General features: G+C 64.0%; 27 protein-coding genes and 1 pseudogene. 13 read left to right on the top strand and 15 right to left on the bottom strand.

The genetic code is table 11. From position 1 onward, the window contains the following. From GL284_RS16415 to GL284_RS16355, 13 genes and pseudogenes are all read right to left on the bottom strand, one after another. Nucleotides 1-423: pseudogene (locus GL284_RS16415) on the bottom strand (hypothetical protein); the annotation flags it as partial. A 365-nt stretch (nt 424-788) separates the two neighbouring features. Further along, entirely contained in the window at nt 789-1,070 is a 282-nt protein-coding gene (locus tag GL284_RS16410) for an I78 family peptidase inhibitor (RefSeq protein WP_230383129.1), read from the bottom strand. Beyond that, on the bottom strand, nt 1,070-1,408 hold the full coding sequence (locus tag GL284_RS16405) for a hypothetical protein (protein WP_155045729.1): 339 nt from the start codon (nt 1,406-1,408) through the stop codon (nt 1,070-1,072). The genes GL284_RS16410 and GL284_RS16405 overlap by 1 nt, the downstream gene beginning before the upstream one ends. A gap of 125 nt (nt 1,409-1,533) precedes the next feature. Then, on the bottom strand, nt 1,534-2,178 hold the full coding sequence (locus tag GL284_RS16400; protein WP_155045728.1) for a TetR/AcrR family transcriptional regulator: 645 nt from the start codon (nt 2,176-2,178) through the stop codon (nt 1,534-1,536). Between the two features lie 506 nt (nt 2,179-2,684). Then, nucleotides 2,685-3,074 carry a hypothetical protein gene (locus GL284_RS16395; RefSeq protein ID WP_155045727.1) on the bottom strand — a complete coding sequence of 130 codons (390 nt, stop codon included), beginning with the start codon at nt 3,072-3,074 and terminating at the stop codon, nt 2,685-2,687. Beyond that, nucleotides 3,071-4,180 carry a flagellar type III secretion system protein FlhB gene (gene flhB / locus GL284_RS16390; RefSeq protein WP_155045726.1) on the bottom strand — a complete coding sequence of 370 codons (1,110 nt, stop codon included), beginning with the start codon at nt 4,178-4,180 and terminating at the stop codon, nt 3,071-3,073. The genes GL284_RS16395 and flhB overlap by 4 nt, the downstream gene beginning before the upstream one ends. Beyond that, complete coding sequence (locus tag GL284_RS16385; RefSeq protein WP_155045725.1) at nt 4,177-4,935, bottom strand: flagellar biosynthetic protein FliR; 759 nt, start codon at nt 4,933-4,935, stop codon at nt 4,177-4,179. The genes flhB and GL284_RS16385 overlap by 4 nt, the downstream gene beginning before the upstream one ends. After that, complete coding sequence (locus GL284_RS16380; RefSeq protein ID WP_155045724.1) at nt 4,932-7,022, bottom strand: flagellar biosynthesis protein FlhA; 2,091 nt, start codon at nt 7,020-7,022, stop codon at nt 4,932-4,934. Before GL284_RS16380 ends, GL284_RS16385 begins: the two co-directional genes overlap by 4 nt. Next, nucleotides 7,019-7,264 carry a hypothetical protein gene (locus GL284_RS16375; protein WP_230383130.1) on the bottom strand — a complete coding sequence of 82 codons (246 nt, stop codon included), beginning with the start codon at nt 7,262-7,264 and terminating at the stop codon, nt 7,019-7,021. Before GL284_RS16375 ends, GL284_RS16380 begins: the two co-directional genes overlap by 4 nt. 11 nt (nt 7,265-7,275) lie before the next feature. Continuing rightward, entirely contained in the window at nt 7,276-8,142 is an 867-nt protein-coding gene (gene motA, locus GL284_RS16370) for a flagellar motor stator protein MotA (RefSeq protein ID WP_155045722.1), read from the bottom strand. Beyond that, nucleotides 8,139-8,687, bottom strand: a complete 549-nt coding sequence (locus tag GL284_RS16365; RefSeq protein ID WP_155045721.1) for a MotE family protein — start codon at nt 8,685-8,687, stop codon at nt 8,139-8,141. Before GL284_RS16365 ends, motA begins: the two co-directional genes overlap by 4 nt. Next, complete coding sequence (locus tag GL284_RS16360) at nt 8,680-9,027, bottom strand: hypothetical protein (protein ID WP_155045720.1); 348 nt, start codon at nt 9,025-9,027, stop codon at nt 8,680-8,682. Before GL284_RS16360 ends, GL284_RS16365 begins: the two co-directional genes overlap by 8 nt. Beyond that, nucleotides 9,024-9,503, bottom strand: coding sequence for a flagellar basal body-associated FliL family protein (locus GL284_RS16355; protein ID WP_155045719.1), 480 nt, complete (start codon nt 9,501-9,503; stop codon nt 9,024-9,026). The genes GL284_RS16360 and GL284_RS16355 overlap by 4 nt, the downstream gene beginning before the upstream one ends. Nucleotides 9,504-9,620: 117 nt before the next feature. On the opposite strand from GL284_RS16355, the gene fliF reads away from it, so the two are divergent. The 7 genes from fliF (at nt 9,621) to GL284_RS16320 (ending at nt 18,086) form a co-directional block, all read left to right on the top strand. After that, a complete protein-coding gene (fliF, locus tag GL284_RS16350; RefSeq protein ID WP_155045718.1) occupies nt 9,621-11,174 on the top strand; it encodes a flagellar basal-body MS-ring/collar protein FliF in 1,554 nt (517 codons plus the stop codon). Continuing rightward, the gene (locus GL284_RS16345; protein ID WP_155045717.1) at nt 11,171-11,728 is read left to right on the top strand and encodes a FliH/SctL family protein; all 558 of its coding nucleotides are present in this window, start codon (nt 11,171-11,173) and stop codon (nt 11,726-11,728) included. Before fliF ends, GL284_RS16345 begins: the two co-directional genes overlap by 4 nt. Nucleotide 11,729: 1 nt before the next feature. After that, nucleotides 11,730-11,984 carry a FliM/FliN family flagellar motor C-terminal domain-containing protein gene (locus tag GL284_RS16340; protein ID WP_155045716.1) on the top strand — a complete coding sequence of 85 codons (255 nt, stop codon included), beginning with the start codon at nt 11,730-11,732 and terminating at the stop codon, nt 11,982-11,984. 23 nt (nt 11,985-12,007) lie between these two features. After that, nucleotides 12,008-12,700 (top strand): flagellar type III secretion system pore protein FliP, encoded by a 693-nt coding sequence (gene fliP / locus GL284_RS16335; protein WP_155045733.1) that lies wholly within the window; start codon nt 12,008-12,010, stop codon nt 12,698-12,700. 162 nt (nt 12,701-12,862) lie between these two features. Continuing rightward, complete coding sequence (locus tag GL284_RS16330; RefSeq protein WP_155045715.1) at nt 12,863-13,927, top strand: efflux RND transporter periplasmic adaptor subunit; 1,065 nt, start codon at nt 12,863-12,865, stop codon at nt 13,925-13,927. Continuing rightward, nucleotides 13,924-14,997, top strand: coding sequence for an efflux RND transporter periplasmic adaptor subunit (locus GL284_RS16325; protein WP_155045714.1), 1,074 nt, complete (start codon nt 13,924-13,926; stop codon nt 14,995-14,997). Before GL284_RS16330 ends, GL284_RS16325 begins: the two co-directional genes overlap by 4 nt. Then, on the top strand, nt 14,994-18,086 hold the full coding sequence (locus GL284_RS16320; RefSeq protein ID WP_155045713.1) for an efflux RND transporter permease subunit: 3,093 nt from the start codon (nt 14,994-14,996) through the stop codon (nt 18,084-18,086). The genes GL284_RS16325 and GL284_RS16320 overlap by 4 nt, the downstream gene beginning before the upstream one ends. A gap of 30 nt (nt 18,087-18,116) precedes the next feature. Here the strand turns inward: GL284_RS16320 and recQ are convergent, their stop codons facing one another. Both recQ and GL284_RS16310 read right to left on the bottom strand, forming a co-directional pair. Then, a complete protein-coding gene (recQ, locus tag GL284_RS16315) occupies nt 18,117-20,144 on the bottom strand; it encodes a DNA helicase RecQ (RefSeq protein ID WP_155045712.1) in 2,028 nt (675 codons plus the stop codon). Continuing rightward, nucleotides 20,144-20,437 (bottom strand): YggT family protein, encoded by a 294-nt coding sequence (locus GL284_RS16310; RefSeq protein WP_155045711.1) that lies wholly within the window; start codon nt 20,435-20,437, stop codon nt 20,144-20,146. The genes recQ and GL284_RS16310 overlap by 1 nt, the downstream gene beginning before the upstream one ends. Before the next feature lie 127 nt (nt 20,438-20,564). Between GL284_RS16310 and GL284_RS16305 the strand changes: the two genes are divergently transcribed. From GL284_RS16305 to GL284_RS16280, 6 genes are all read left to right on the top strand, one after another. Next, nucleotides 20,565-21,137, top strand: a complete 573-nt coding sequence (locus tag GL284_RS16305) for an acyl-CoA thioesterase (RefSeq protein WP_155045710.1) — start codon at nt 20,565-20,567, stop codon at nt 21,135-21,137. Nucleotides 21,138-21,184: 47 nt separating this feature from the next. Beyond that, nucleotides 21,185-22,555, top strand: a complete 1,371-nt coding sequence (locus GL284_RS16300) for an MFS transporter (RefSeq protein ID WP_155045709.1) — start codon at nt 21,185-21,187, stop codon at nt 22,553-22,555. Next, complete coding sequence (gene mepA / locus GL284_RS16295; protein WP_341870494.1) at nt 22,552-23,415, top strand: penicillin-insensitive murein endopeptidase; 864 nt, start codon at nt 22,552-22,554, stop codon at nt 23,413-23,415. Before GL284_RS16300 ends, mepA begins: the two co-directional genes overlap by 4 nt. Beyond that, complete coding sequence (locus tag GL284_RS16290) at nt 23,388-24,371, top strand: esterase-like activity of phytase family protein (RefSeq protein WP_155045708.1); 984 nt, start codon at nt 23,388-23,390, stop codon at nt 24,369-24,371. Before mepA ends, GL284_RS16290 begins: the two co-directional genes overlap by 28 nt. Continuing rightward, entirely contained in the window at nt 24,368-25,501 is a 1,134-nt protein-coding gene (locus GL284_RS16285; protein ID WP_155045707.1) for a serine hydrolase domain-containing protein, read from the top strand. The genes GL284_RS16290 and GL284_RS16285 overlap by 4 nt, the downstream gene beginning before the upstream one ends. Nucleotides 25,502-25,583: 82 nt before the next feature. Then, entirely contained in the window at nt 25,584-26,195 is a 612-nt protein-coding gene (locus GL284_RS16280) for a queuosine precursor transporter (protein ID WP_155045706.1), read from the top strand. Nucleotides 26,196-26,270 lie beyond the last annotated feature (75 nt).

Genomic DNA, 26,270 nt, shown 5'->3' with positions numbered 1-26,270 from the left:
ATGAGCCTTGAAACGCTCGCCCGTGTGACCGACAATCCAACCGTCAGGCTGCCCGCCGTGGCCACCTGAACAAGCCCTGACCTCTCCGAGGGTCGGCGCTCCTACACCACGCCGCGGGGCACTATCCGGGTACGAAGCCACGGCAGTCATCAGAGTGTGGCGGTCCTTGCGGATGCCGCGAATTGCCGTGGTGCCGTCCTTGAGCGTGACCTCGCACCGGCCCGCCGCGACCATCTCGTCATGGCGCGTTTGAACTTCGGCGGGCGAGAGCCCGAAAATCACCCGGCAAGGCTTGGGTTCCGGCACATGCTGGGAGAATTCCGGCAAGCGGGCGGCTTCGCCCGGCACCTGCGCGATGGATTGCCCGGCTTTGTTGGGCTTGCGGGAATAGGATTGAAGGTGGAAAAACTGCGGTCCGGCCATGTGTCAGCCCCCGTTCCCAAAAGAAACGCAATACTGAGCGACTGTTATGTTGCAAACAACATGTCGGCGAGGACGCAACCCCTACCTCCGCCAGCCTTGTGGTGGGCGCTGCGGTCGGGCTTTGCGAAGATATTGCCTCGTGCACTGTGCCAATGCCCGTTTGCAGGATCAAGCCACGCGACAGCGCAGACAACCGCGCCGATGGTGTTGCCCCGTCTCATGGCATCACCCCCGCTGCTTGCGCTTGTTCTCGCGTGACAAGCCACCGCTTAACAGCTTCTTCCGCGGGCTTGACCTTTGGCGCGCCTATAATTGCAAAGCAGCGCATGATGTCGGGGCGCAGAAAGCCGCGCCCCGCTGATGCTTTAATAGCAGCCGATGCGCGAGATGCGGTCGTTTGTGCCGATCTCGATGTTCATGCGATCGGGACGGAAATCCATCGTCACGGCATCGTTCGGGCCGATGACGCGGCTGCCTTTGGGCAATGTCATCGAGCTCAGCACGTTTTTCGATTGCCCGACCAGCCCTTGCAGCTGGGCGGCACCGCAGCTGTCGTCGGCGGCGGGATCTGCGGGTGGCGTCTCGGCCATCGGCTTGCAGGCGGCAAGTGCCAGAACAGGCAGGATGAACAGCAGCGCGCGCATCATCAGCCGCAATCGATGTTGTAGATATTGCCCGCTGCGTCCAGCCGGAAAACGATGCGCAGGGGATCATATTCCTGCGGCTCGATGCCGCGATATTCGACGACGCGGTATTCGCGGGTGATGCCCAGACCGGGGATCACCGTGCCCGACTGGCCAAGCGCCGAGATGTAATCCTTGGCGTGGCAGGCGTCGGGTTCCCGCGATTCCAGCCCGCTGATGCCAGCCACGGGCGTCACGGGGACCGGCTGAATCGCCGGGACAGGCTCGGGGGCCGGGGCGGGGGCCGGGGCGCACCCCGTCACAAGGCCAAGGGCTGCAAGCGCAAGAAGAGGTCGGATCATCGCAAGGTTCATCCAGCATCAGAAATCGTATCGCGACACCTTAGGGCGCTGCGGTTGAAAAATGAAGCAGGCGGCGCACGTCGCGACGCATTCGTGACATGGCTGCCGCAGCGGCTGTGGAAAGATCACTCGGCGGCGGCAGGAAAGATCGACCCGCCCCGACCGTAATAGGCCAGAAACATGCTGACGGCCGCCTGATTGACCTTGCGCAAGGTGGACTTATCGACCGAATCCGGGCCAAGAAACAGCGCCTGATCATGCACGGTGACGCTGCACAGTTCGATCAACTGGTCGGCGGCCAGTTCAAAATCGGGGATGTGCAGCTCGCCTCGGGCGACGCAATGGCGAAGATATTTGATCAGCTGCTCGCGCAGCAGGACCGGCCCCGACTCGTAGAATTCCTTTGCCAGTGCCGGGAAGCGTTCGGATTCGCCGACGCTGACGCGATAGATGCGCAGGCCGAAATCCGACACCATATGCGCAGAGATGATCTGGGCGATGAAGGGCAGGATCTGTTCCACAGGCAGATCGACCTCGACCAGCGCGCTGGCATCCGCCGCCTGCCGCGCCAGTTCGCTGCGGAACACCTCGATGAACATGATGCGCTTATCGGGAAAATAGCTGTAAAGCGTCGCCTTCGAGACGCTTGCCTCGCGCGCGATGTCATCGACGCTGGCGCCTTCAAAACCGTCCCGGAGGAAGATGGTCCGTGCGCCCTCAAGAACCTGCTGGAACTTACGGCCTTTGGTCACGGGAAGCGCTCGCACCATGAAATCAAATCTCCACACCGATAAACAACTTGTATCCGCCTCAGCGCCGCATGACGCTTGGCGCATCCCGCTTTTGCCCAGGTCGGACCCCCTCATATTCTGATGCTTTCCGGTTGCAAAGACCATGCTACCGCGCAGAAGGCGGATGACAGGAATACGACAGCCAGCCCAGCTTCTCCGGGGACCGGATGTGCTGCTTGTGAAACAGGCAAGAGGGCCTCAATCAACCCCTGATTGATATAGCCTTAGTCTGACTAATGAAATGTATGGTAGTTGACCGGAAAATTAAAAATGTTTAGCAATTTTAGACCGTTGACAGACATTATTGCAGAATTTTCAACCGCCTAACGCACCGATAGGCTTAATTTTGACAAGAAGCCTCAGCAAATTGTGAAAGGTCTGGTCTTGTCGGAAGGGCGTGCTGTGACCTGTCCAGAATCGTTGTTCTGCAGCCACGTAGCAAGTTTATTTTATCTCCAGCAGGCGCTGTTTTCATAATATTAACGTTACGTTAAATCTTCCGATCGTCGGCTGTGTTTCGCCGATTGGCGAGTCAGGTTGTCTTGCAGTTGCCTCAACGCCTGACTGCGCCCAAATTCGCGCAGGGCAAGGTTTGTGGCAACCTCATGACTGGAGGCGATTTTTTTAACCTCGGCTTCGGCCTGCAGCAAGGCGCGGGCGTGGCTGCCGGCCAGGGCATTTGCAATCCGGGATTGCTCGACCGAAAAGGGCGCGTCGTTTTGATACAGATCCTGCAAGGCATCGCGGATGCCCGCCACCCTGGCTGTGGCAGCGTCCAGTTGACCGCGGACAAGCGCAAGCCGCTGCATTTCCGTATCGGCACGAAGCTGGGCGATATGTCGCAGCCCGGCAAGTTTGCGTCTGTCCGCGCTCATGATCCGCCTTTGCTTTTTGGCAGCGGAAAGCCGCCCCAGCCCGACTTGGCTTTTTTGCGCATCGCCTCGGCAAAGCGGATGGCGGCTGCGACCGGTGCAAAATGTTCGGATCTGATCTCTGCGCCGATCTCGACGGTGGCATGGATCGCTCGGGCACAGGGGGGATCGGACCAAAGCGGGATCTGATGTTCCTGCGCACGTTCGCGGATCCGCGCGGCGATTTCATCGACGCCCTTGGCAAGGCAGACCGGCGCGCGGCCGCTGCCGCGTTTCCATTCCAGCGCCACGGCGTAATGCGTCGGGTTCACGATGACCACATCGGCTTTTTCCACATCGGCCAGCATCGAGTTCAGCACGATATCCACGCTTTTCTGACGCCGGGCGGATTTCATATGCGGATCGCCCTCGCTGTCCTTGTGTTCATCCTGAAGCTCTTTGCGGGACATGCGCTGGCGACGCATGTATTCCAGCCGTTTCCACAGCATGTCGATGGCGGCAAAGGCGATGCCGATGCCCAGCGCAAGCCATAATGCCTGGTGCAGGATCGTGCCCAGCCCGCTGACCCATTGCAGATCGGCCATCGCCTCGGATGTCATCATCCAACCCAGCAGCGATGCGTAAAGCAACCAGCCGCCGATCCCGACAAGGATGACCTTCGCGACCGAGATCGCAAAGGTCACAAGCCCGCTTTTGCCGAATTTCTGCGCGGCATTCTTCATCGGATCGATCCGCTTCAGATCCGGAAGCAGCTTCTTGGGCGTAAAGACGACCGAGCGCTGCACCACCAGCCCCAGCATGATCGGCACGCAGATGATCGCGACGAAGGCCAGCACCGCGCCGCCAGCATATCCCGCGATGCCGCGCGACAGATCCATGATCGACTGACCCCGGCCATCTGGCCAGCGTTCCGCCCCAAGCGCGCGGGCCGCCATATCCAGCCAGTCGGGCACCAGCCGCGCCCCGGCCAGCAAGAATGCCAGCCAGACGCCAAGATACATCAGCGCCGCGCCCAGTTCGGTCGAGCGCGGGATATCGCCCTCTTCGCGGGCACGGCGAAGCTTTTGCTCGCTGGCTTCGTATTGCCGATCTTCGTCCTGTTCGCTCATGGCAGATCGAATTCGACGACATTGAAAACCGCTTCGGCCCAGATCGACAGCACCGAAGGCGTCAGCACCGTCAGCGCCAGCAGGGCCAGCAGGATCGCGCCGGGTGCTGCGATGAACATCACCGGCAGGGCAGGCATCACCTTGCTGACCATACCGGACAGCGCCTGAAACAGAAAGCCGCCCAGAATGAACGGCGCGGCCATCAGCATGGCCAGAAGAAAACTGCGCTGGATCAGGGCAATCCCGGCGGAAAGGATCTGTGCCGGATCAGGCCACGCACCGACCGGGCGAAGAAGAAAGCTTTCGCGCAGCAGGTCGCAGATCAGGATCGGAAAGCCCATCGCCATCAGCAGCGCCAAGCCCGCAAGGTGCATCAGGTTGCCGATGGGATGGGGCGAAAACTCGTTCGCGACGCCCATGATCTGCGACAGCGACGCGGTCGCCGCGATGGCCGATGCCGCAATGTCCAAAGCAAAGGCAAACAGCCGCACCAGTCCGCCAAGCGCAAGGCCGGTCACGATCTCGGCCGCGGCCAGCATGCCCAGCGTCGGCAGCGTGTCGATCTGGACGGGCGTCTGGGCGTGGATCGCCAGCAGGGGTGTCAGCGACATCGCCACGGCGACCCGAACCCGGACAGGCACGACCCGCATGGAAAAGCCGGGCAGCGCCATCAGGCAGGCCTGAATACGGCAATATGTCAGGACCAGAGCCGAAAGCAGGCGGGCAAGCGCGGGATCGGCCAGCAGATCGGTCATGGCGTCACGGTTCCGATCAGCCGGATCTTGGCGATGGGGTCGATCTCATCCAGCCCCATGACCGGCACCGCCACCCCCGATGCCCCCAGCATCATCCGGATCAGCCGGCGGCGATGATCCGGAACGGTCAGGACCGGGTCGGCCCCGGCAGGCAGCCCGGCCTGAACCTTGCGCAGCGCCTCGACCAGCCGCTGCTGCAATTGCGGCACGGGCGCGCTGCCGGTGCGGCCAGCCTCAAGCTCGGCCCGGGCGATCTCGGCCTCCCATTGCGGGTGCAACTGCAGGATGTCCAGATATCCGTCCGGGGTCGAAAACTGTTCGGTGATCTGGCCGCGCAGGCGTTTGCGCACCAGTTCATAGATCGCCTCGGGCGTGGGTGCCGTGCGCGATTCGTGGACGGCATCGGTGATCAGCACCAGATTGCGGATCGAGATCCGTTCCTCCAGCAGGCCACGCAGCACCGCAAGCAGGGTTTCCGGCGCCACCTTGTCGGGGATCATGGCGTCGAAGAAACGCTGGTTCAGCTCGGCGCGGTGGGTGTCCGAGATGCTGCACAATTCGCGGATCATGCGCTGCATCAGCGACATGGTCAGCAGCCCCGAGAGGTTGGATTTGACGATCTCCATCAGATGGGTCGACAAGACCTCCATGGGGATGACGACGGTGGCACCGGCGATGGCCGCGTCTTCCTGACGATCCGGGTTGATCCATTTGGCCGAGCTGTCATAGACCGGCTCGCGCACCTCCTGGCCGGGAATGTCGCGCAACATGTCTTCCGGCCCCAGCGCCAGAACCGCCTGAGGCAACAGCACTCCGCGACCGCGCACCACGCCCTGCAGCCTGATGACATATTCGCCATCCGCAAAACCCGTGCCGTCGGTAATGCGCACATCCGGCAGGATGACGCCCCAGCTGCGGGCGACATGCAGGCGCAGGTTGTTGATCCGCTGGCCCAGCCCGCGTCCCTGATCAAGCGCGCTGATGATCAGGCCCGCACCGATTTCGACGCTGATTTCTTCGGTATCCAGCACATCGCCGATCCGCGATGTGGCGGCGGGCAAGGCAGGCTGTTGTTCGGCCTCGGCCTTTTCAACCTCGGGAGTGGCAAGCTGCCGCTTGCGGATGACCCAGGCCGCAACGCCCAGGCCGATCGCCAGCGTCAGAAAAATCCCCAACGGCATGCCGGGGATCATCGCCACCAGCATCAGCCCCCCGGCCGCCACCGCAGGAACCTGCCAATTGGCCATCATGTCGCTGGACAGAAGGTCGGCCGTGTTATTCGTGGCCCCGCCGCGCGACAGCAGCAAGGCCGCCGCCATCGAGGTGATCAGCGCCGGGATCTGCGTCACAAGCCCGTCACCGATGGTCAGCTTGGAATAGGTCGAAAGCGCCTCGCCGATCGGCATCGAATGCACCAGAACCCCGGCGGCAAGGCCGACGAACAGGTTGATGAACATGATGACCAGACCGGCCACCGCATCGCCTTTGACAAATTTCGACGCACCATCCAGCGAGCCGTAGAAGCTGATCTCGCGCTGTTCCTGAATGCGGCGGCGTTTGGCCTCTTCGTGGTCGATCGCGCCCGAGTTCAGGTCGCCATCGATGGCCAACTGCTTGCCGGGCAGACTGTCCAGCGCGAACCGGGCCGAAACCTCGGCCATCCGGCCCGCGCCTTTGGTAATCACCATGAAATTGACCAAGGCGATGACGATAAACACCGTCAGCCCGACCAGAATCGAGCCTCCGGCGACGAATTCCGCGAAACCGTTGATGACGTGACCCGCCGCATCGGGGCCGTTCTGGCCATGCGTCAGGATCAGCCGCGTCGACGACACGTTCAGCGACAGCCGGATCAGCAGCGACACCAGCAGCAGAACAGGAAACGCCTGAAAATCCGTGGGCTTTTCGACCAGCGACGCCATGACAAGGATCAGCGTGGCCGTGGCGATGGACAGCGCGATGCCGACATCCAGCACCGAGGCGGGAAGCGGCAGCACGATGGACAGCACAACGATGACAAGGCCTGCCGTGATCGCAAGCGACCGGACAGGCAGCCCCGTGGCGGGAACGGTTTCGGCGATGCTCATTCGTGTTTTGCCTCTGCAGGGGCCAGAATCTGATCCGCCGTCCAGCCTGTGCCCGACAGCATTCCCGAACGGCGTAGAAAGACCAGCGCCCGCAGACGCTCGGCCGGTTCAAGCTGGCGCAGCCGCGCGTTCAGATCGACCGGCAGCGGATCGCCGTTCAGCAACCACTGAGTGATCTCGGCGATCATCGGATCGGCGGTCGCCACCGTATCGGCGGGACCGCTGAGGATTGCTGCGACCATCAGCGCCCCGATCAAGACGCCCTCTTGAGATCGCGCAGCGCGTTTTCAAGATCGCCGAAGCTGGGGCGGACATGTTCGGGGGCCGACTGACGCCCGACCTCGACGCACAGGTTGGTGGCGTGCTGGTGCAGGCCCGCGACCAGAACCGATTTGATGACATCATAGAAGGACTGATCCTGTTTCATCACGGCCTGCAGTCGCTGCGCGAAGGGCGCCACGATCGCATAGGCCAAAAACACGCCCAGAAAGGTGCCGACCAGTGCGCCGCCGATCATCTTGCCCAGCACCTCGGGGGGTTGATCGATCGCGCTCATGGTCTTGATGACGCCCAGAACGGCGGCGACGATGCCAAGCGCCGGCAGCGCGTCGGCCATGTTCTGCAGCGCGTGCGGGGCATGCATGGCCTCTTCGTTCATCAGGCCGATGCGCTGGGACAGCATTTCCTCGACCTGATAGGGGTCGTCGTAATTCAGGCTGGCCGAGCGCAGCGTATCGGCGATCAGTTCGACCGCCTGCGCGTCGGCAAGGATCTTGGGATAGGTCTGAAAGATGGGGGAATTCGCCGGATCTTCGATATGGCCCTCCAGCTCGACGGGATTGGCGCGGGCGATACGCAGCAGCTGGAACAGCAGGCACAAAACATCCTGCAGATCCTGTTCATGCCATTTCGGCCCCTTGACCGAACGGCCGATCCCGCCCAGCGACTGCTTGATGACCGACATTTCATTCGACAGCAGAAAGGCCCCGACAGCCGCGCCGCCGATCATCATCATCTCATAGGGCAGCGAATGCATGATGACGCCAAGCTTGCCCCCGGCCAGCAGATAGCCGCCAAAGACCATGGCGAAGGTGACGACGATTCCGACAAGACCGATCATGGGTTCATTCCCCTGGCGCGCACCGCGCCCATGTAAGAGGTCAAAAGCGCGGCCTGCCCCGGATCGACCGAGGCCATGATGCGCGCGCCGGTTTCAGGCTGCACCCGGGCAAGGATCTGCGCCGCAAAATCGGGCGGCAGGTTCGACAGGACCATGGCAGCTTGTTCGGGCTTCATCTGGTCATAAAGGGCGATGATGCGGGCGATATCGTCGTTCTGCGCGCGGCTGCTGCCCGTATCGTGGTCGCGGATCTGCTGACGCAGCTTGCGCAATTCGATCAGCTTGTCGGTCAGCTGCTTTTCGGCCACCGCAAGCTCGGATTTGCGGCGGTCGATATCCTGCATGTAACGCTCGATCCGCAGGCCACGCTGGCGCAAGGTGTCAGCCAGCGCGACGGCTTCCGGGACATCGGTACAGCCCGACAGAAGCGCGCCCGGCTCGGCATGGGCGCGCATCCGGTCGCGGCCATCCAGAAACATCACGGCTTGCGTCGCGGCGGCCAGCACCATCACGCCGCCCAGCACGGAAAGCACATGTTTACGCATCGGCAGAGACCTCGGCCCGGCGGCGGCGACGTTGCAGGCGCGGCGCGGATGCCTGCGCCCCGGCCGAGAACTTCTGTTGCAAAAGCCAGAAGGCTCGTTCCTCTTTGGCGCGTTCGATTTCGCCCGCCAGACCTTGCGTGGCGCGGGTGGCTTCGGCCTTGGCGGCTTGTATCGAACGCTCCAGCCGGCCGATTTCGCTGGTCATGACCGCAATCGCGCCGCCCAGACCGGTTTCAAGGTCATTGAGCCTGCGCAACCGCCGCGCCAGTACGAAACAAAAGACCGAAAGCCCCGCCGAAAAGGCCAGCAGCGCGATCTGAAGGATCTGGGAAAGCGTCATTGGATGCGGAACTCCGTAATCAGGATGTCACTGAAAGCCTCTTTGCCCAGAACGAAGACGGCGCGCGTCGCCAACTCATCGCGCACGATGTCCAGGATGCCGCGCTTTTCGAAGGCCGAGGGGTCGACATCGGCCAGAAAGCTGTTGAAGGCGTCGGAAAGGCGCGGCAGCAGATGCTCGACCTCGGGGCGGTGCGTGGCGTCGGTTTCCAGCTTGACGGTCATGACAAGCGTGCGCGCCGCGGGCCCCGACAGGCTCAGCACGATCTGGGGGACATCGACAAACTGCACCTGCGGCAATTCGGGTGCCGGTGCCTCTTCGTGCTTGGTGGCCATCAGCGACATGGGCGACCAGAACCCCAGATAGGTCGACGCAAAGCCTGCCCCCAGCATGGCAACGACCAGGATGATAGGCACCAGCTTGGATTTGCCCTTGGCGGGCGCATCGGCGGTGCTGGCGGCGGCGGCATCTGACATGGTGATTCTCCATCGGTCTGCCGATTTGGTATCACCTGTGGGCTAACCAATTCTTAATCGGCGCCGTGCAATTACTCAGCCATGAGTTGATCCCAGCCGATTCGTAAGGGGGCGGTTTTGCTGAAGTTGCAGGACTATTGGCGCGAAAGAAGCGCAAAACAGAAAGCCATTCTGGCCGCGGCATTCGCCATCGCCTTTGCCAGCATCATCGGGCTGTCATGGCTGGCGGGCAGGCCGAACATGGCGATGCTTTATGCGGGTCTGGATCCGCAGCAATCGGGCGAAGTCATGGCCGCTGTCGAGAAATCCGGCGTCCCCTATCAGATTCGCGGCGATTCGATCTGGGTCGAGGCCAGCCAGCGCGATGCCCTGCGCATGACACTGGCGGGCGAAGGTCTGCCCTCGAACGGCGGCACCGGCTATGAGATTCTGGACGGCATGTCGGGCTTTGGCACGACCTCGCAGATGTTTGACGCCGCATATTGGCGTGCCAAGGAAGGCGAGCTGGCCCGGACGATTCTGGCCGTCCCCAATATCAAGACGGCGCGGGTTCATCTGGCCGTTCCGACGGCCCGCGGCTATCGGCGCGAAGCGCAGCCAAGCGCCTCGGTCACGCTGACGACAAATGGCTCATCCATCAGCCGGGCACAGGCGAAAGCTTTGAAGTTCCTGATTTCATCGGGCGTTCCGGGCATGTCGCCCGATCGGGTCAGCGTCATCGACAGCGAACGCGGCGTGGTTGCCTCCAGCGACGATCTGGGCGCCGAGGACCGGCAGGCCGAGATGAAGCGCAATGTCGAACGCATCCTTGAGGCACATGTCGGCCCCGGCAATGCCATCGTTGAGCTGAACATGGATGTGGTGACCGAATCGGAACTGGTCACCGAACAGCGCTACGATCCCGAACAGCGCGCCCTGATCTCGCAAGAGATCGAGGAATCGGCGGATCAAAGCAGCAATCAGCAATCCGGCGCGGTGACGGCGGCATCAAACCTGCCCGAAAAGCAGCAGGATTCCGGCGACCAAAGCCGCTCACAACGGTCCGAGAACCGCCAACGCTCGAACTTCGAGGTCAGCCGGACGACGCGCGAAGTCAACCGCCAGCCCGGTGCCACGCGGCGCCTGACCGTCGCGGTTCTGGTCAATGGCGTCACCCGCGCCAATGCCGAAGGCACTGCCGAACTGGTGCCCCGTGATGAGGCCGAACTGCAATCGCTGCGCGAACTGGTCGCCTCGGCCACCGGGTTCGATGAAGGTCGCGGCGATGCGATCACCGTGAAGTCCCTGCCCTTTGCCACGCTTTCGGATGAAGGCACCTTGGCCAGTCAGGGCGGCCTGCTGTCGCAGCTGGACCTGAACGGATTGATCAAGATCGCCCTGATCGGCGTCTTCGCCTTGCTTCTGGTGTTTTTCCTGCTGCGTCCTGTCCTGCGGGCACGGGCTGCTGAAAGCCGCGCGGCGCTGGATGACAGTAGACCGCCTGCACCAACCAACGCGGCCGAAAACGCAACGATGCCCCCGCTGTCCCCCGCCGTGGCTGAGATCGACTATTCCCCGACTTTGGATGAGGGCGATCCCGTGACGCGACTGAAAGAGTTGATGAAATCGCGCAAGGATGAAAGCCTGAAAGTGCTGTCCGGCTGGATCGAGAAACGTGAGGATCCGGCATGAGCCCGACACCCCTGCGTCTTGAATCATTTGGTCAGGGCGTGATCCCGGCGCATCTGCCCCCCACGGCCGCCGATGTCGCACAGGCCTATCAGGACGGTCTGACGCAAGGCCTTGCGCAGGGCAGGCAGGCCGATATCGACACGCTTGCCGTCGAATTGCGCCGGACCGGCATGGCCATGCGCGATGCGATGACCGAAACGGCGCGGCTGCGTCAGCAGACGCTGGCCTCGGTCGAACCGGTGCTTTGCGCCATCGTCGAGGCCCTGGGCGCAGCCAGCAGTCAGGCGCGGTTGCTGGAGGCCATCCGGCACGAGCTTGCGGCCATGCTGCAACAGGATGGCCCTGCAAAGCTGGAAATCTGCTGTGCCCCGCATTTGCACAACGCGGTCCGCGCCTGCCTTGACCGCGCCATGACCGATGTCGCTTTGACGGATGCCGATCCGCAGACGACCACTGCCGAAATCCGCATCCGTGGCGGTTTGATCCGTCTGGACCCGGATCTGACGATCCAACGCATGAAAACCCTGATTTCAGAACTCAGCATCGAGGAGTGACATGGAAGACCTGGCCAGCCTGATCGCCACCGACCACATTCAGGTCGAAATCACCATCCGCCTTGGTGGCACGCAACTGACCGTCGCCGAATTGTCCCGGTTGCAGCCCGAAGACATTCTGACACTGGACCGCGAGATCTCGGACGGGGTCGATATCTGCGTCGGCGACCGGATCATCGCCCGGGGCGAGCTGACATCCGCAGGCGAGGATGGCAGCCGTCTGGCCGTGCGCATTCTGGGGGCTGCCGCATCGTGAAGCGTCTGTTGCCGATCATCCTGATGATGCTTCCGGGCATCGCACTGGCGCAGGATGCCCCCGGCCTTGATGCCGCGGCCGATGCGGTGGTCAACGGCGTCGGGCGGAATGCCATTACCCTTCTGGCGGTGATGACGGCGCTGTCTCTGGCACCCGGCATTGCCATCATGGTGACCTGCTTTCCCTTCATCGTCACGGTGCTGTCGATCTTGCGTCAGTCCATCGGATTGCAGCAATCGCCCCCCAACATGCTGATCGTCAGCCTTGCCATGTTCCTGACCTGGTTCGTCATGAGCCCGGCCCTGACCGAAGCATGGACCACCGCCGGCGCCCCCCTGCGCGATGGCACCATCACCGTCGAAGAGGCGTTTTCGCGGGGCATCCAGCCATTTCGCGGCTTCATGGAAACCCGGACCGATCCTGAAATGCTGGCCAATCTGGCCGAGATCGCCCCCGAGCCGGACGCCGCACCCGACCGGCTGTCCGTGCTGATCCCCGCCTTCATGCTCAGCGAGATCCAGCGCGCCTTCGAGATCGGCTTTCTGGTCGCACTGCCGTTTCTGATCATCGATCTTGTGGTTTCGGCGGTCCTGATGTCGATGGGCATGATGATGGTGCCCCCGGCGGTCGTGGCACTGCCATTCAAACTGGCATTTTTCGTCGTCGTGGACGGCTGGGGGCTGATCGCCTCGGCGCTGGTTCGCAGCTACCAATAGCCGCGCAAGCGTGGCAAAATCGGGCGATGCGACCGGGAACGCAGGCGGATATTTGTGCCGCTTGCCTTCCGCACCACGGTCGCGCAGCGTAAGTTTCGACAATCTATATTGAAAACGGCTAATTATCGGGCAGATGCCCTGTTCAGACATTACGGTACAGCAATGCTTCGTCTGCCGATCATCATTCTTCTGGCATTGCCGCTGCCCTGCATATCGTGGGCGGAAACCGTGCTGGCAGTCCAGCTTGTGACCGTGCAGCCGGATGAACTGACCTTCGACGCGGCGCTGACCGGCACGGTCGTGGCGACCGATACGGTCGAGATCGGTTTCCGGCAGGGCGGTCGCATCGTCGAGGTCATGGTCGATGAAGGCGATCCGGTGGTTCAGGGGCAGCCTTTGGCGCGGATCGACCCGCTGCAGCAGGAACAGGCGCTGCGCGTCGCCGAGGCGGGGGTAAAGGCCGCCATCGCCGCGGAGGCGCAGGCCCGGCAGGCGCAATCCCGCGCCGATGCCATGCTGCAACGCGGGGTCGGCACGCGCGCCGAACTTGATGCGGCAAACCGTGCCCAGTCGGCGGCGGAACGCGAACTTGCGCAGGCACGCTCGGGGCAGGATCAGGCCGCCCGCGCGGTGGAAGATACCGTGATCCGCGCGCCGGCCGATTCGATTGTCACCACACGGCGGGCGGAAACCGGCCAGATCGTCGGCGCCGCGCAGACCGTCATTTCATTGGCGTCCTCCAGGGGGCGAGAGGTCGTTTTCCAGACCCCCGACACCGCATTGCTGCGCAAGGCGATCGGGGCGCCAGTCACGCTGCATGGCATCGACTTTCCGGATCTGCACATGACGGCCCATATCACCGAAATCGCCCCCCTGGTCGATGCGCAGACCGGCTCGGTCACGGCCCGGGCGGAAATCGACAATCCGCCCCGCGACCTCGACCTGCTGGGCATGGCCGTGCGGGGATCGGTGCATTTTCCGGCGGGGCGCGGTATTTCCGTGCCATGGACCGCCTTGGCCGCGCTGAAGGACGATCATGCGGTCTGGGTCGTGGATGAACAGGGCCGCGTGACCCTTGTGCCGGTCAAGGTCGAACGGTTCGCCGAAGATGCGGTCATCCTTGCCGATGGCCTGCGCGCCGGGCAGATCGTGGTCGGCGCCGGGTCGCAACTGCTTTACCCGGGCCGGCAGGTCATCGACGCCAGCCAGATCGGAGCGGCGCAATGAAGGCGGCAATCGTGGCGCTCCTCATGACGATGCCCCTGCCGGTGGCGGCGTTTTCCTGGCCTTGGGCCAAAACGACGACGCCCGAACCTGCGCCAAGGCCCGTCGCCAGCATCATCGTCACCGATGACCTGCCCAAAGGCCACTCGATCCCCGGCGTCATCCGCTCTGATCTTGAGGTGTCGCTGGCATTCCAGACCTTGGGGCGGCTGAGCAGGCGGCTGGTGGATACCGGCGATGTCGTCGAAAAGGACCAGCTTCTGGCCGCGCTGGACCCCGAAGATCTGCAGGACGAAGTGCGCGCCGCACAAGCGGCAGCGGATGCCGCGGCGGTCGAACTCAGCACCGCGCAGGCCACGGCCGGCCGCACCCGTGCATTGGCGAACCGCAATGTCGCGACCACCGCCCAGCTTGAGCAGGCCGAACGCGGCCTTGCCGCCGCCACGGCCGCCCAGCAGCAGGCGCAGTCCCAACTTGTGCGCGCGCTTGATGCCGAAGGCGATGCCGAGATGCGCGCGCCCTTCAGCGGCGTCATCAGCGATGTGAACGCGACGCCGGGTGCGGTGGTCAATGCGGGCGACCCGATCATGCAGCTTTCCAATCAGGACGACCTGAAAGCGGTGATCGACCTGCCCCCCGCCATGCTGGCGCGGCTGGATCCGGGCGATCCGTTCGAGATCTGGTCCGAACACGATCCCAGCGTCATCACCCTTGCCCATATCCTGCGGGTCGAGCCGGTGGCGGATGCGGCCACGCGCACCAGACGCGTGCATCTGTCATTGCAACGCTCGGGCGATTTTCGTCTGGGGGCGCTGGTGCGCGCGCGCCCGGTGCTGCAAAGTCTGGACGGCGTGACGGTTCCTGCCTCTGCCGTGCTGACCCGTGACGGCAAGCCGCATGTCTGGCGCGTCGGCCAAGACCGCAAGGTCACGCTGCAACCGATCCAGACCGCCACCACAATCGCAGATACCGTCGCCGTCGCGTCGGGCCTGTCGCCGGGCGACGAAATCGTCATCCGCGGCATCCATTCGCTGACCGAGGGTCAGGCCGTCGGGGAAAGCGTCACGCCATGAATCCGCGCTTCAACCTGTCCGACTGGGCCTTGCATCACCGCTCGCTGGTCTGGTTCCTGCTAATCCTGTCGATGCTGGCGGGCACCTACAGCTATCTTCGCCTTGGCCGCGAGGAAGATCCGAATTTCACCATCAAGATCATGATCATCAGCGCGTCCCTGCCCGGCGCGAATATCGGCGACACGCTGGATCAGGTCACGACCCGGATCGAGACCAAGCTTGAAGAGCTCGATGAGCTGAAATTTACCCGCTCGGTCACCATGCCGGGCCGCTCGATCGTCTATCTTGAGCTTGACCCGACCATTCGTGGCCCGCAGGTGCCCGCCGTCTGGCAGCGCGTGCGCAATATGATGTCGGACATCCGCCCGCAATTTCCTCAGGAATTCGAAGGGTTCCAGTTCAACGACGACTTTGGCGACGTCTATGGCAATATCTATGCCTTCACCTCGGACGGTTTCACCAAGCGCGAATTGCGCGACCGGGTGGAGGACATCCGCAAACAGGTTCAGGCCATTCCGATGGCCGGAAAAACCGGACTTCTAGGCGTCCAGAGTGAGGAGATCTACCTCGAGTTCTCATCGGCGCGGCTTGCGGCGCTGGGGCTGAACCACAATGAGGTCGTGCAGACGCTGTCGACGCAAAATGCCATCGCACCATCGGGCATCGTGCAGGCCGGACCCGAACAGGTGCTGGTCAGGGTCGGCGGGCAGTTCGATGATGCCGCAAGCATTGCGGCGGTGAACCTGCGCGTCGGCGACAGGTTCTTCAATGTCGGGGATGTCGCCACCGTCCGGCGCGGCTATCAGGACCCCCCAAGCGAGATTTTCCGCTATAACGGCAAGGACGCGATCGGGCTGCAGATCGGCATGCGCGACGGCGGCAATATTCTGGATTTCGGCAAAGAGGTCGATGCCGTGATGGCAACGGTCTCGCGCGATCTGCCCATCGGCATCGAGATGGCGAAATTCGCTGACCAGCCGCATGTCGTGGACGAGGCCGTGGGCCATTTCGTCCGCGCGCTGGCCGAGGCCGTGGGCATCGTGCTGATCGTCAGCTTCATCAGCCTTGGCCTGCGTGCGGGCTTTGTGGTCACCCTGACGATCCCGCTGGTTCTGGCGATTACTTTCGTCATTCTGGACGTTTACGGCATCACCTTGCAGCGTATCTCGCTGGGGGCGCTGATCATTGCGCTGGGGTTGCTGGTCGATGATGCGATGATCGCCATCGAAACCATGATCTCGCGGCTGGAGATCGGCGAGTCGCGCGAGGCGGCGGCCAGCTATGCCTGGACCTCGATCGCATTCCCGATGCTGACCGGCACGCTTGTCACCGTCGTGGGCTTCATTCCCATCGGCCTGAACAACTCGGCGGCGGGTGAGTTCACCTTTTCGCTGTTCGTGGTGATCGCGGTTTCGCTGACCATCAGCTGGATCGTCGCCGTGCTGTTCGCGCCGCTGCTGGGCGCCACGCTGCTGCCGCGCAAGATGGCGAACCACGCGGCACAGGCGGGCTGGCTGCGCCGCATGTTCCACCGGGTGCTGGTCATTGGCATGCGTTATCGCTGGCTGACGATCATGGCGACGGTGACGATCTTTGCGCTGTCCGTCTTCAGCATGCGCTTTGTCGAGCAGCAGTTTTTCCCGACCTCGGACCGGACCGAGATCATCATCGACATCACCGAGCGGGCGAATGCCTCGGTCGCCAAGACCGATGAGGATATCCGCAAGCTCGAGGCGTTTCTGGCCCAGCAGGATGAGACGCTGTTTCAGACCAGCTATGTCGGGCGGGGCGCGCCGCGTTTCGTGCTGTCGATGGATGTGCCGACGCCCGGCCCCTATATGGGTCAGGTGCTGATCCAGACCCCGGATCTGGCGGCGCGCGACCGGCTGAAGGCCAAGATCGCGGAATTCAGTCGCAGACAGCTGATCGGCACCGATATCTATATCAAGAACCTTGAAATCGGCCCGCCGGTCGGCAAGCCGGTTCAGTATCGCGTCAGTTCACCCGATCTGGCGCAAGCGCGCGATCTGGCCCGCGATCTGGCGGCGATTCTGGCGACCGAGCCTCGCCTGCGCGATATCTCGCTGGATTGGGGCGAGCCCGCGCGCGTCGTGCGCTTGCAGGTCAATCAGGATCTGGCGCGTCAGGTGGGCATCAGCAGCGAAGACATTGCCGGGGCGCTGTCAGGGACATTTTCGGGCCGGATGATCACGCAGTTGCGCGACGGGATTTTCCTGATCAACGTGCTGGCGCGCGGCTCGGATGCCGACCGGCAATCGCTGGCCTCGATCCAGAACCTGCAACTGGCGACGCAGACCGGCACGCCGATCCCGCTGGCCTCGCTGGCGACGCTGGAATACGGCTCGGAACAGCCCCTGGTCATGCAGCGCGACGGGCTGCCGACGGTCACGGTCAAGGCCGACATTGCCAGCGGCGACCAGCCCGCGACGCTGATTGCGGCGCTTGCCCCCAAAGTTGCCGAATATCAGCAAACCCTGCCCGGACAGGTCCGCATCACCGTCGGCGGCACGGTCGAGACATCGGGCGAAAGTCAGGCGCCCATCGCTGCCGTGGTGCCGATCATGCTGTTGCTGATGGCGCTGCTGGTGATGATCCAGATGCAAAGCTTCCGGCTGTCGCTGATCGTCTTTGCCGCCGCGCCCTTGGGGCTGATCGGGGTGGTCGCGGCGCTGTTGCCCTTTGGCGTGCCGATGGGGTTCGTCGCCATTCTGGGCATTCTGGCTCTGATCGGCATCCTGATCCGCAACTCGGTCATTCTGGTGCATGAAATTCAGGTGCTGATCGGCAAGGGACACAGCCAGTGGGATGCCGTGTTCGAGGCATCCGACAGCCGCGCCCGCCCGATCCTGCTGACCGCCGCAGCGGCCAGTCTGGCGCTGATCCCGATTGCGCATCAGGTGTTCTGGGGGCCGATGGCCTATGCCATGATGGGCGGGATCATCGCGGGGACGCTGGTCACGCTGATCTTTGTGCCCGCGCTTTACTGCGCCGTGTTTTCGGTCCCGGCCCCTGGTTCGGGCGGCATTCCCAGCGCCGAGGACCGCGCCCGTGCCGCGCGCCATGAATAGCCGCGGCAGGCGTGGTTCTGCACGGGGCGCCTAGCTCCCGGCCTCGATCTCGGCCAGAAAGGCCGGGCCAAAGCGGTCCAGCCGGGGCGCATCCAGATAGCGCGTCAGATCGCGGGGCCGGTCTTCGGCAATGCGGCGCAGCACCGAGGTCGTGACCGAAAGCGGCTTTTCCGTGCCATCCGCACCCCGGCCAAGGCGAAGTTGCGCCTGCGACAGCCGGTCGAACAGATCGCCCGCCGCCCGCCCGGCCAGCGCCTTGCGCGCCGGATGCATCGGCGCGACATCGCCGGCAATCACCTGCAAGAACGCCTCGCCATAGCTGTCCAGCTTTTTCGCGCCAACGCCGTTGACGCGGGCCATGTCGTCCATCGTGCGGGGCCGGGACTGCGCCATTTCGATCAGCGTCTTGTCGGCAAAGATGACATAGGCGGGCACGCGGGCGGCCTCGGCCAAGGCGCGGCGCTTGGCCTTCAGGGCCGACAGCAGCGGCGCGTCCTCATCGTCGACCTGCGTGCGGATGGCCACCGCGGGCCGCGCCTTCGAGACCAGATCGCGGCGCAAGGTGACGCGCTCTTCGCCGCGCAGGACGGCATGGGCGGCGGCGGTGATCGCAAGGCCGCCGTGCCGTTCCGGGTCGGGACGCACCAGATCGCGGCCCAGCATCTGGCGAATGATCGCCTGCCATTGCCCCTTGGGAATGTCGCGCCCGACCCCGAAGGTCGGCAGCCGGTCATGCCCGCGCTGGCTGATCCGGTCGGTCGCATTGCCGATCAGCACGTCGATGATATGCCCCGCGCCATAGCTTTCGCCGGTGCGCAGCACAGCGGACAGCACCTTTTGCGCGGCTTCGGTGCCGTCGAAGGTCTCGGGCGGGGCGTCGCAGATGTCGCAATTCCCGCAAGGCTCGGCGGTCTCTCCGAAATAGCCCAGCAGAGCCACCCGGCGGCAGGTGGCCGATTCCGCCAGCCCCAGCAGCGCGTTCAGGCGGGCGTGGTCGGCCTGCTTGCGGTCGGGCGGCGCCAGCCCTTCGTCGATCTGGCCACGGCGCAGGCGCACATCATCGGCCCCATAAAGCGTCAGCGTCTCGGCAGGCGCGCCGTCCCGCCCACCCCGGCCGATTTCCTGATAATAGGCCTCGATCGACTTCGGCAGATCGGCATGGGCGACCCAGCGGATATCGGGCTTGTCGATGCCCATGCCAAAGGCCACGGTCGCGGTGACGATCAGCCCGTCTTCGCGCTGAAACCGGGTTTCGACGGCGCGGCGGGCCTCGGCCTCCATGCCGCCGTGATAGGCGACGGCGGGCAGGCCGGTATCGTTCAGCGCCGCCGCCAGCGTCTCGGTCTTGGCGCGCGTGCCGCAATAGACGATGCCCGACTGGCCGCGCCGGGCCTGCGCGAAATTCAGGATCTGCGCGCGTGGCCCGTCCTTGGGCTGAAAGGCCAGATGGATATTCGGGCGGTCAAAGCCGCGCAGGAAGGTGCGGGGCGTGGCCCCCCCGAACAGGCGCGCCACGATTTCCTCGCGCGTTTCGGAATCTGCAGTGGCGGTGAACGCCCCCAGCGGCACGCCAAGTGCGGCGCGCAATTCGCCCACACGCAGATAATCCGGGCGGAAATCATGGCCCCATTGGCTGACGCAATGCGCCTCATCGACCGCGATGGCCTGCACGCCCGCGCGCTTCAGCATCGGGATCGTCCCGCCCGAGGCCAGACGCTCCGGCGCCATATACAGCAGCTTCAGTTCCCGCGCCGACAGGGCGCGCCAGACCTCGGCATTCTCATCCTCGGAATTGCCGCTGGTCAGGGCGGCGGCAGCGACGCCCGCCTCGGTCAGCGCCCGAACCTGATCGCGCATCAGCGCAATCAGCGGCGAGATGACGACCGTCAGCCCGTCCCGCATCAGCGCGGGCAGCTGATAGCACAGCGACTTGCCCCCGCCAGTCGGCATGATCGCCAGCACGTTCTGGCCTTCGGCGACGGCCTCGACGATTTCCTGCTGACCGGGCCGGAACCCGTCAAAGCCAAAGACCTGCCGCAGCAGGGGGGCGGCAGACATCAGAACCCGTAGAAGAAGCCCGCATTATTGGCGAGCGCGCGCTGCGCGATGATGATGATGATAAAGACGATCAGCGGCGCCAGATCCAGCGCGCCGGTATTGGGCAGGATGGCCCGGATCGGGGCATAGATCGGCTCGAGCAGGCGCGACAGGCCGTTCCAGATCTGCCAGACCAGCGGCTGGCGCAGGTTCAGCACCTGAAAATTGATCAACCAGGACATGATGATATGGGCGATCATCACGAACCACACCACGTTCAGGATCAACATCAATGCTTCAAACAGCGTGCCCATCGCGTCCTCATCCAGCCTTTGTCTTGGACAGGTAAGCGAGGGGAGGGCTTTGCGCAACCCGCCGCAGCGTCCCGATTGACGGGCCATGCCGCGATCCTTAGCCCGGAAGGCGAAAGAGAGGGCCGCCATGTATCCCATCATGCGCTTTGGCAAGGAACTGCTGATCTGGAAAAGCGCGCCGCCGCTTGGGGTGTTCGATCCGCATGTCTCGACCCATCGCTGCTGGCCGTGGGATCTGGACCCGTGGATCGAGCTGAACAACGGTCGCACCCTGACGCTTTACGATCTGGGCCGCATTCCCATGGCCGTGCGCACGGGCGTCATCGGCGCGCTGCGCGAAAACGGCTGGGGCATCACCGTCGCGGGCAATTCGGTGCGCTATCGCCGCCGCATCCGGGGCTTTGACCGCTTCACCATGATCTCGCGCAATATCGGCTGGGACGCGCGTTTTCTGTATATGGAACAAAGCATGTGGCGGCGGGGCGAATGCTGCAATCACATGCTTTTGCGCGCCGCGATCACTTCGAAACAGGGGATGGTGCCACCTGCGCAGGTGATGGCGGCGGCAGGGCTTGACGTGGAAAGCCCGCCCTTGCCGGATTGGGTGCAGGCGTGGATCGCGGCGGATGCGCTGCGGCCATGGCCTCCGGTGATCGACGGTCTGGCAGGCACGGATCCGAAAGACGACTTGCCAGTCTGAGCGCGCTTTGGCCTTATGCGCGCGAAGGTTGCGCAAAGGGAACCGGCATGGCCAGCGGCATCGAACGCAAACGCATCTGGGGCTGGTGGTTCTATGACTGGGCCAGCCAGCCATACGCGACGCTGCTGACCACATTCATCTTTCCGGTCTATTACGCCGAGGTCGCGGGACGCCATTTCGCGGCGCAGGGGCTGGACGCTCAGGCCGCCGCCGCCGCGTCGCAATCGCTGTGGGGCTACGGCTTGGCCATCACCGGCTTCATCATCGCGATCATGGCGCCGATCCTTGGCGCGGTCGCCGATACAAGCGGGCGGCGGATGGTCTGGATCTGGCTGTTTTCCTGCCTTTACATGCTGGGCGCATGGGGGCTGTGGTATCTGGTCCCCGACCAGCCCAACCTGCATCTGACCGTCATCCTGTTCGGCATCGGCCTGATCGGGATGGAGTTCACGGCGATCTTTACCAACGCGCTGCTGCCCGGCCTTGCCCCCCGCGATGAGATCGGGCGCGTCTCGGGCTCGGGCTTTGCCTTTGGCTATGCGGGCGGCGTGCTGGCGCTTGTCATCATGCTGGTGCTGCTTGCCGAAAGCGCCACGACCGGGCTGACGCTGGCGGGCATTGCGCCGATCTTCGGGCTGGACCCGGCCGCGCGCGAGGGCACCCGCGCCGTCGGGCCCTTCACCGCGATCTGGTATCTGGTTTTCATGATCCCGTTCTTTCTGTGGGTGCGCGAAACGCCCGGCCCCCGCAGGCCGGTGCGCATCAAGGCCGCGCTGCGCGATCTGCTGCACCTGATCCGCAGCCTGAAGGACCGTCATTCGCTGGCGGCATTTCTGCTGTCGTCGATGTTTTCGCGCGACGCGCTGAACGGGCTTTACGCCTTTGGCGGGCTTTACGCCGCCGCCGTGCTGCAATGGCCGGTGATCCTGACCGGGATCTTCGGCATCGTCGCTGCGGTCTCGGCGGCGGTGATCTGCTGGATCGGCGGGCATGCGGACAAGCGCTGGGGGCCGAAACCGGTGACCATCGTTGCGAGTTTCGCGCTGATTCTGGTCTGTGTTCTGGTGGTGGGCATGACGCGCGACAGCTTCATGGGCATGCCGCTGGCGCCGGGCTCGCGCCTGCCCGATATCGTCTTCTTCATCTGCGGCGCGGTGATCGGCGGCGCGGGCGGCGTGGTGCAGTCGTCCGGGCGCACGCTGGTCGTGCTGCACACCACCCCCGATCGCGCGACCGAGGTCTTCGGCCTTTACGCCCTGTCCGGCAAGGCCACGACCTTCCTTGCGCCGTTTCTGATCGCGCTGACCACCGATATCAGCGGAAGCCTGCGCTTTGGCATCTCTCCGCTGATCGTGATGTTCCTTATCTCGCTGGTTTTGCTAATCTGGGTCAAAAGAGCAGGAGAGGCCGAGCAGTGATCCGCAAATTCATGACCGCCGCAGTGCTTGCGGTGGCGACGGCGCTGCCCGTTGCCGCCGATCCCTTGGCAAAGGATGTCTTTGGCCACGTCGCAGGACCGACCGGCGGTCCGCCCGTCGCCATCGGCTTTTATTCCAAAGGCTGCTTTTCCGGCGGCGCGCAACTGCCGGAAAGCGGGCCAAGCTGGCAGGCCATGCGCCTGTCGCGCGACCGCAACTGGGGCCATCCCGAACTGGTGGGCTTTCTGATCGGTCTGTCGCGCGTGGCCCAGCAGGTCGGCTGGCCCGGCCTTTACATCGGCGATATGAGCCAGCCACGCGGCGGCCCGATGACCAGCGGCCATGCCAGCCACCAGCTTGGCCTTGATGCCGATATCTGGATGCTGCCGCCGCGCAGCCTGACCCTGACGCCCGCACAGCGCGAAAGCCTGTCGTCGCAATCGGTGGTCAACCGCGCCGGCACCGCACCCTCGGCCCTGTGGAGCGGGGCGCATATGGCCATCATCCGCGCCGCCGCCAGCGATCCTCGGGTCGAGCGCATCTTTGTCGATCCGGTGGCCAAAGTGTCGATGTGCCAGACCGAAACCGGCAACCGCGCCTATCTGCGCAAGATCCGGCCCATCAACAATCACGACTATCATTTCCATGTGCGTCTGGCCTGCCCGCGCGGGTCATCCTGCCAACAGCAGGATCCGCCCCCGCCCGGTGACGGCTGCGCGGAAGCCGCCGAATGGATCAAGAACCGCATCGACCCAAGCCGCGTGAAGCCGGTGCCGCCCGATCCGAATTACCGCCACCCCCGCAGCTACCGCCTCAGTGAGATGCCCCGCCAATGTCAGGCCGTCGGAACCGCCCGCTAACCGGCGCGGCAACAGGCCGGATCTGGCAGCGCCGCCCGCTTGGCTGGGCGGCTCTGTCGCTTTTGGCGCTGTTTGTCACGCTGTCGCAATCCTGCGCCGCCCAGCCTCAGGCCGGACGCGGGGCAATGCCGCTGGTCGAACATGTCGGCACCTATGTCTGGAAGCTCGAGGACGCTGAATTCGGCGGCTATTCCGGGATCGAGATCATGGATCACGGCACGCGCTACATGGCGCTGTCCGATCGCGGCACGCTGCGCTGGGGCGCGGTGCAGCGCGACGATCAGGGCCGGATCGAGGGGCTGACCTCGGACGGGCGGGCGCGGCTGCGCGACAGCAAGGGCAAGGTGTTCACCTCGGGCTGGACCGGCGACAGCGAAGGCATCGCCATTGGCCGCGACGGCACGATCTGGATCAGCTTCGAGGGGCTCAGCCGCGTCGCCGCCTATGACGCGCCCGACGCCAAGGCCCGGCCCCTGCCCCGCCCCGAGGCCTTCAAGCATTTCCTGCGCAACTCCTCGCTCGAGGCGCTGGCGATCACCGATGACGGCACGCTGCTGACCATCCCCGAACGCTCGGGCGCGGCGACCCGGCCCTTCCCGGTCTGGCGCTTTCGCAATGGCACTTGGGATCAGCCTTTTTCCATCCCCCGCACCGGCGACTGGCTGGTGACGGGTGCCGATGTCGGCCCCGATGGCAGGCTTTACGTCCTTGAGCGTGACTTCCTCGGTCTTTTGGGTTTTCGCAGCCGCGTGCGCCGTTTTGACATGTCCGACACGGCCCTGACGCATGAACAGACGCTGCTGACCTCGCGCCCGCTGCAATATGACAACCTTGAAGGGATCGCCGTCTGGGATGACGATCAGGGTATCCGCATCACCCTGATTTCCGACGACAATTTCAACTTCGTGCAACGCACCGAACTGGTGGAATACCGCGTGACCGAGCCCGCAGAATGACCATTCCCCAGATCACCGCCGCGCTGGAGGCTGGCATCGACAGCGCGATTTCAGAACAGCGCATTGTCGGCTGCACCGTGCTTCTGGCCCAGCAGGGCCAGACGGTCTTTGCCCGCAGTGCCGGTCTGGCGGATCGTGAGGCCGGGGTGGCCATGACGCCCGCGACATGGCTGCGCTATGCCTCGGTGTCAAAGCCCTTCACGACGGCGGCGGCCTTGCGGCTGATGGCGCAGGGCAAGCTGGCGGCTCAGGATCCGGTGACGCGCTATCTGCCGGATTTCGCGCCCGCGCTGGCGGATGGCGCGCGCCCGGCGATCACCGTGGATCACCTGATGTCGCATCTGGCGGGGCTGGACTATGGCTTCGCCCAGCAGCCAGTGGGGGCCTATGCGCAGGCAGGCGTTTCGGATGGGATCGGCGACAGCGGCATCTCGCTGGCGGAAAACCTGCGCCGCATCGCCTCGGTCCCGCTGGATCAGCGCCCCGGCGAACGCTGGCGCTATTCCATCGCGACCGATGTGCTGGGCGCGGTGGTGCAAGCTGCCAGCGACAGGCCGCTGCCCGATGCCATGGCGCATCTGGTGACCGACCCGCTGGGGATCGAGGCGGCCTTTCACGCCGACCCCGCCCGGCTGGCCGCGAATTATGCCAATACCGACACCGGCCCCCAGCGCATGCAGGGCCTGACCCATGTGCCCAACCCGACGCGGGATGGCATCGTCTACAGCTTTCTGCCCGAACGCGCGACCGACCCGGCAGCCTATCCTTCGGGTGGCGGCGGAATGTCGGGCACGGCATCCGCCGCGCTGCACCTCCTTGAGGCGCTGCGCACCGGCCCGTTCCTGCCCGAGGATCTGCGCCAGCAAGCCATGGCCAATCGCATCCAGGGCCCGCATCCCATGCGCGGCCCCGGCTGGGGCCATGCTTGGCTGGGGGCGGTGCTGACGGATCCGGCGCTGGCGGGGATCGAACTTGGCCGCGGCACGCTGGGCTGGGGCGGCATCTATGGCCATGGCTGGCTGATGGATCCGACGCGCGGGCTGATCCTGCTGGCGATGACCAACACCACGCCCGAAGGTCTGGGCGGCGCATTCGCGGTAGAGATGGCCGCCGCAGTGATGAATCGTTGACAACACAGACCCTGCGGGCGTAAGCGGCGCGCTGCCCCTGACGGGGCCGAGTGTCCGCTACCTTGTCAAAACGGAATCCAAGATGCGCATTCTTCCTGGCGTGATCGCCATGGCCATCGTCGTGGTGGCCTCGAACATTCTGGTCCAGCACCTGCTGGGCAACTGGCTGACCTGGGGGGCACTGACCTATCCGGTGGCCTTCCTTGTCACCGACATCATGAACCGGGTCTATGGCCCGACCGCCGCACGCAAGGTGGTGTTTGCAGGCTTCGTGACCGGGATCATCTGTTCGGTCATCGCCGCCGGAATGGACAAGACCACGCTGCGCATCGCCATCGCTTCGGGCACCGCGTTCCTTGCGGCGCAGCTGATGGACATTTCTGTCTTCAACCAGTTGCGAAAATACAACTGGTGGCTACCACCCCTAGCGGCCACCCTGGTCGGCTCGGTGCTCGATACTGCCCTGTTTTTCAGCATCGCCTTTTCGACAATGCTGACCCCCGTCTTTCCGTCGGATGAAGTTTCTTGGGCAAATGAGCTTGTTCCGCTGCTGGGCCACGGTCCCATTCAACCATTGTGGGTTTCCTTGGCAGTTGCGGACTGGCTGGTGAAACTTGCCCAAGCCATAGTCGCCCTGATCCCCTTCCGGATCATTGTTGGAAATTTGATCCAGAAGCGCGCGCAAATTAATTGACTGTTTATCCTCCTGTGGCACGCTGAACTCATACGGCAACACATTGAAAGGAGGTGGTCCAGTGTCGAGAGTGAT

It is taken from the genome of Paracoccus shanxieyensis (assembly GCF_009711265.1).
GTDB classification, from domain to species: domain Bacteria; phylum Pseudomonadota; class Alphaproteobacteria; order Rhodobacterales; family Rhodobacteraceae; genus Paracoccus; species Paracoccus shanxieyensis.
Note: the sequence above shows the minus strand (reverse complement) of the source record. Positions and strands in the feature narration are given on the sequence as shown.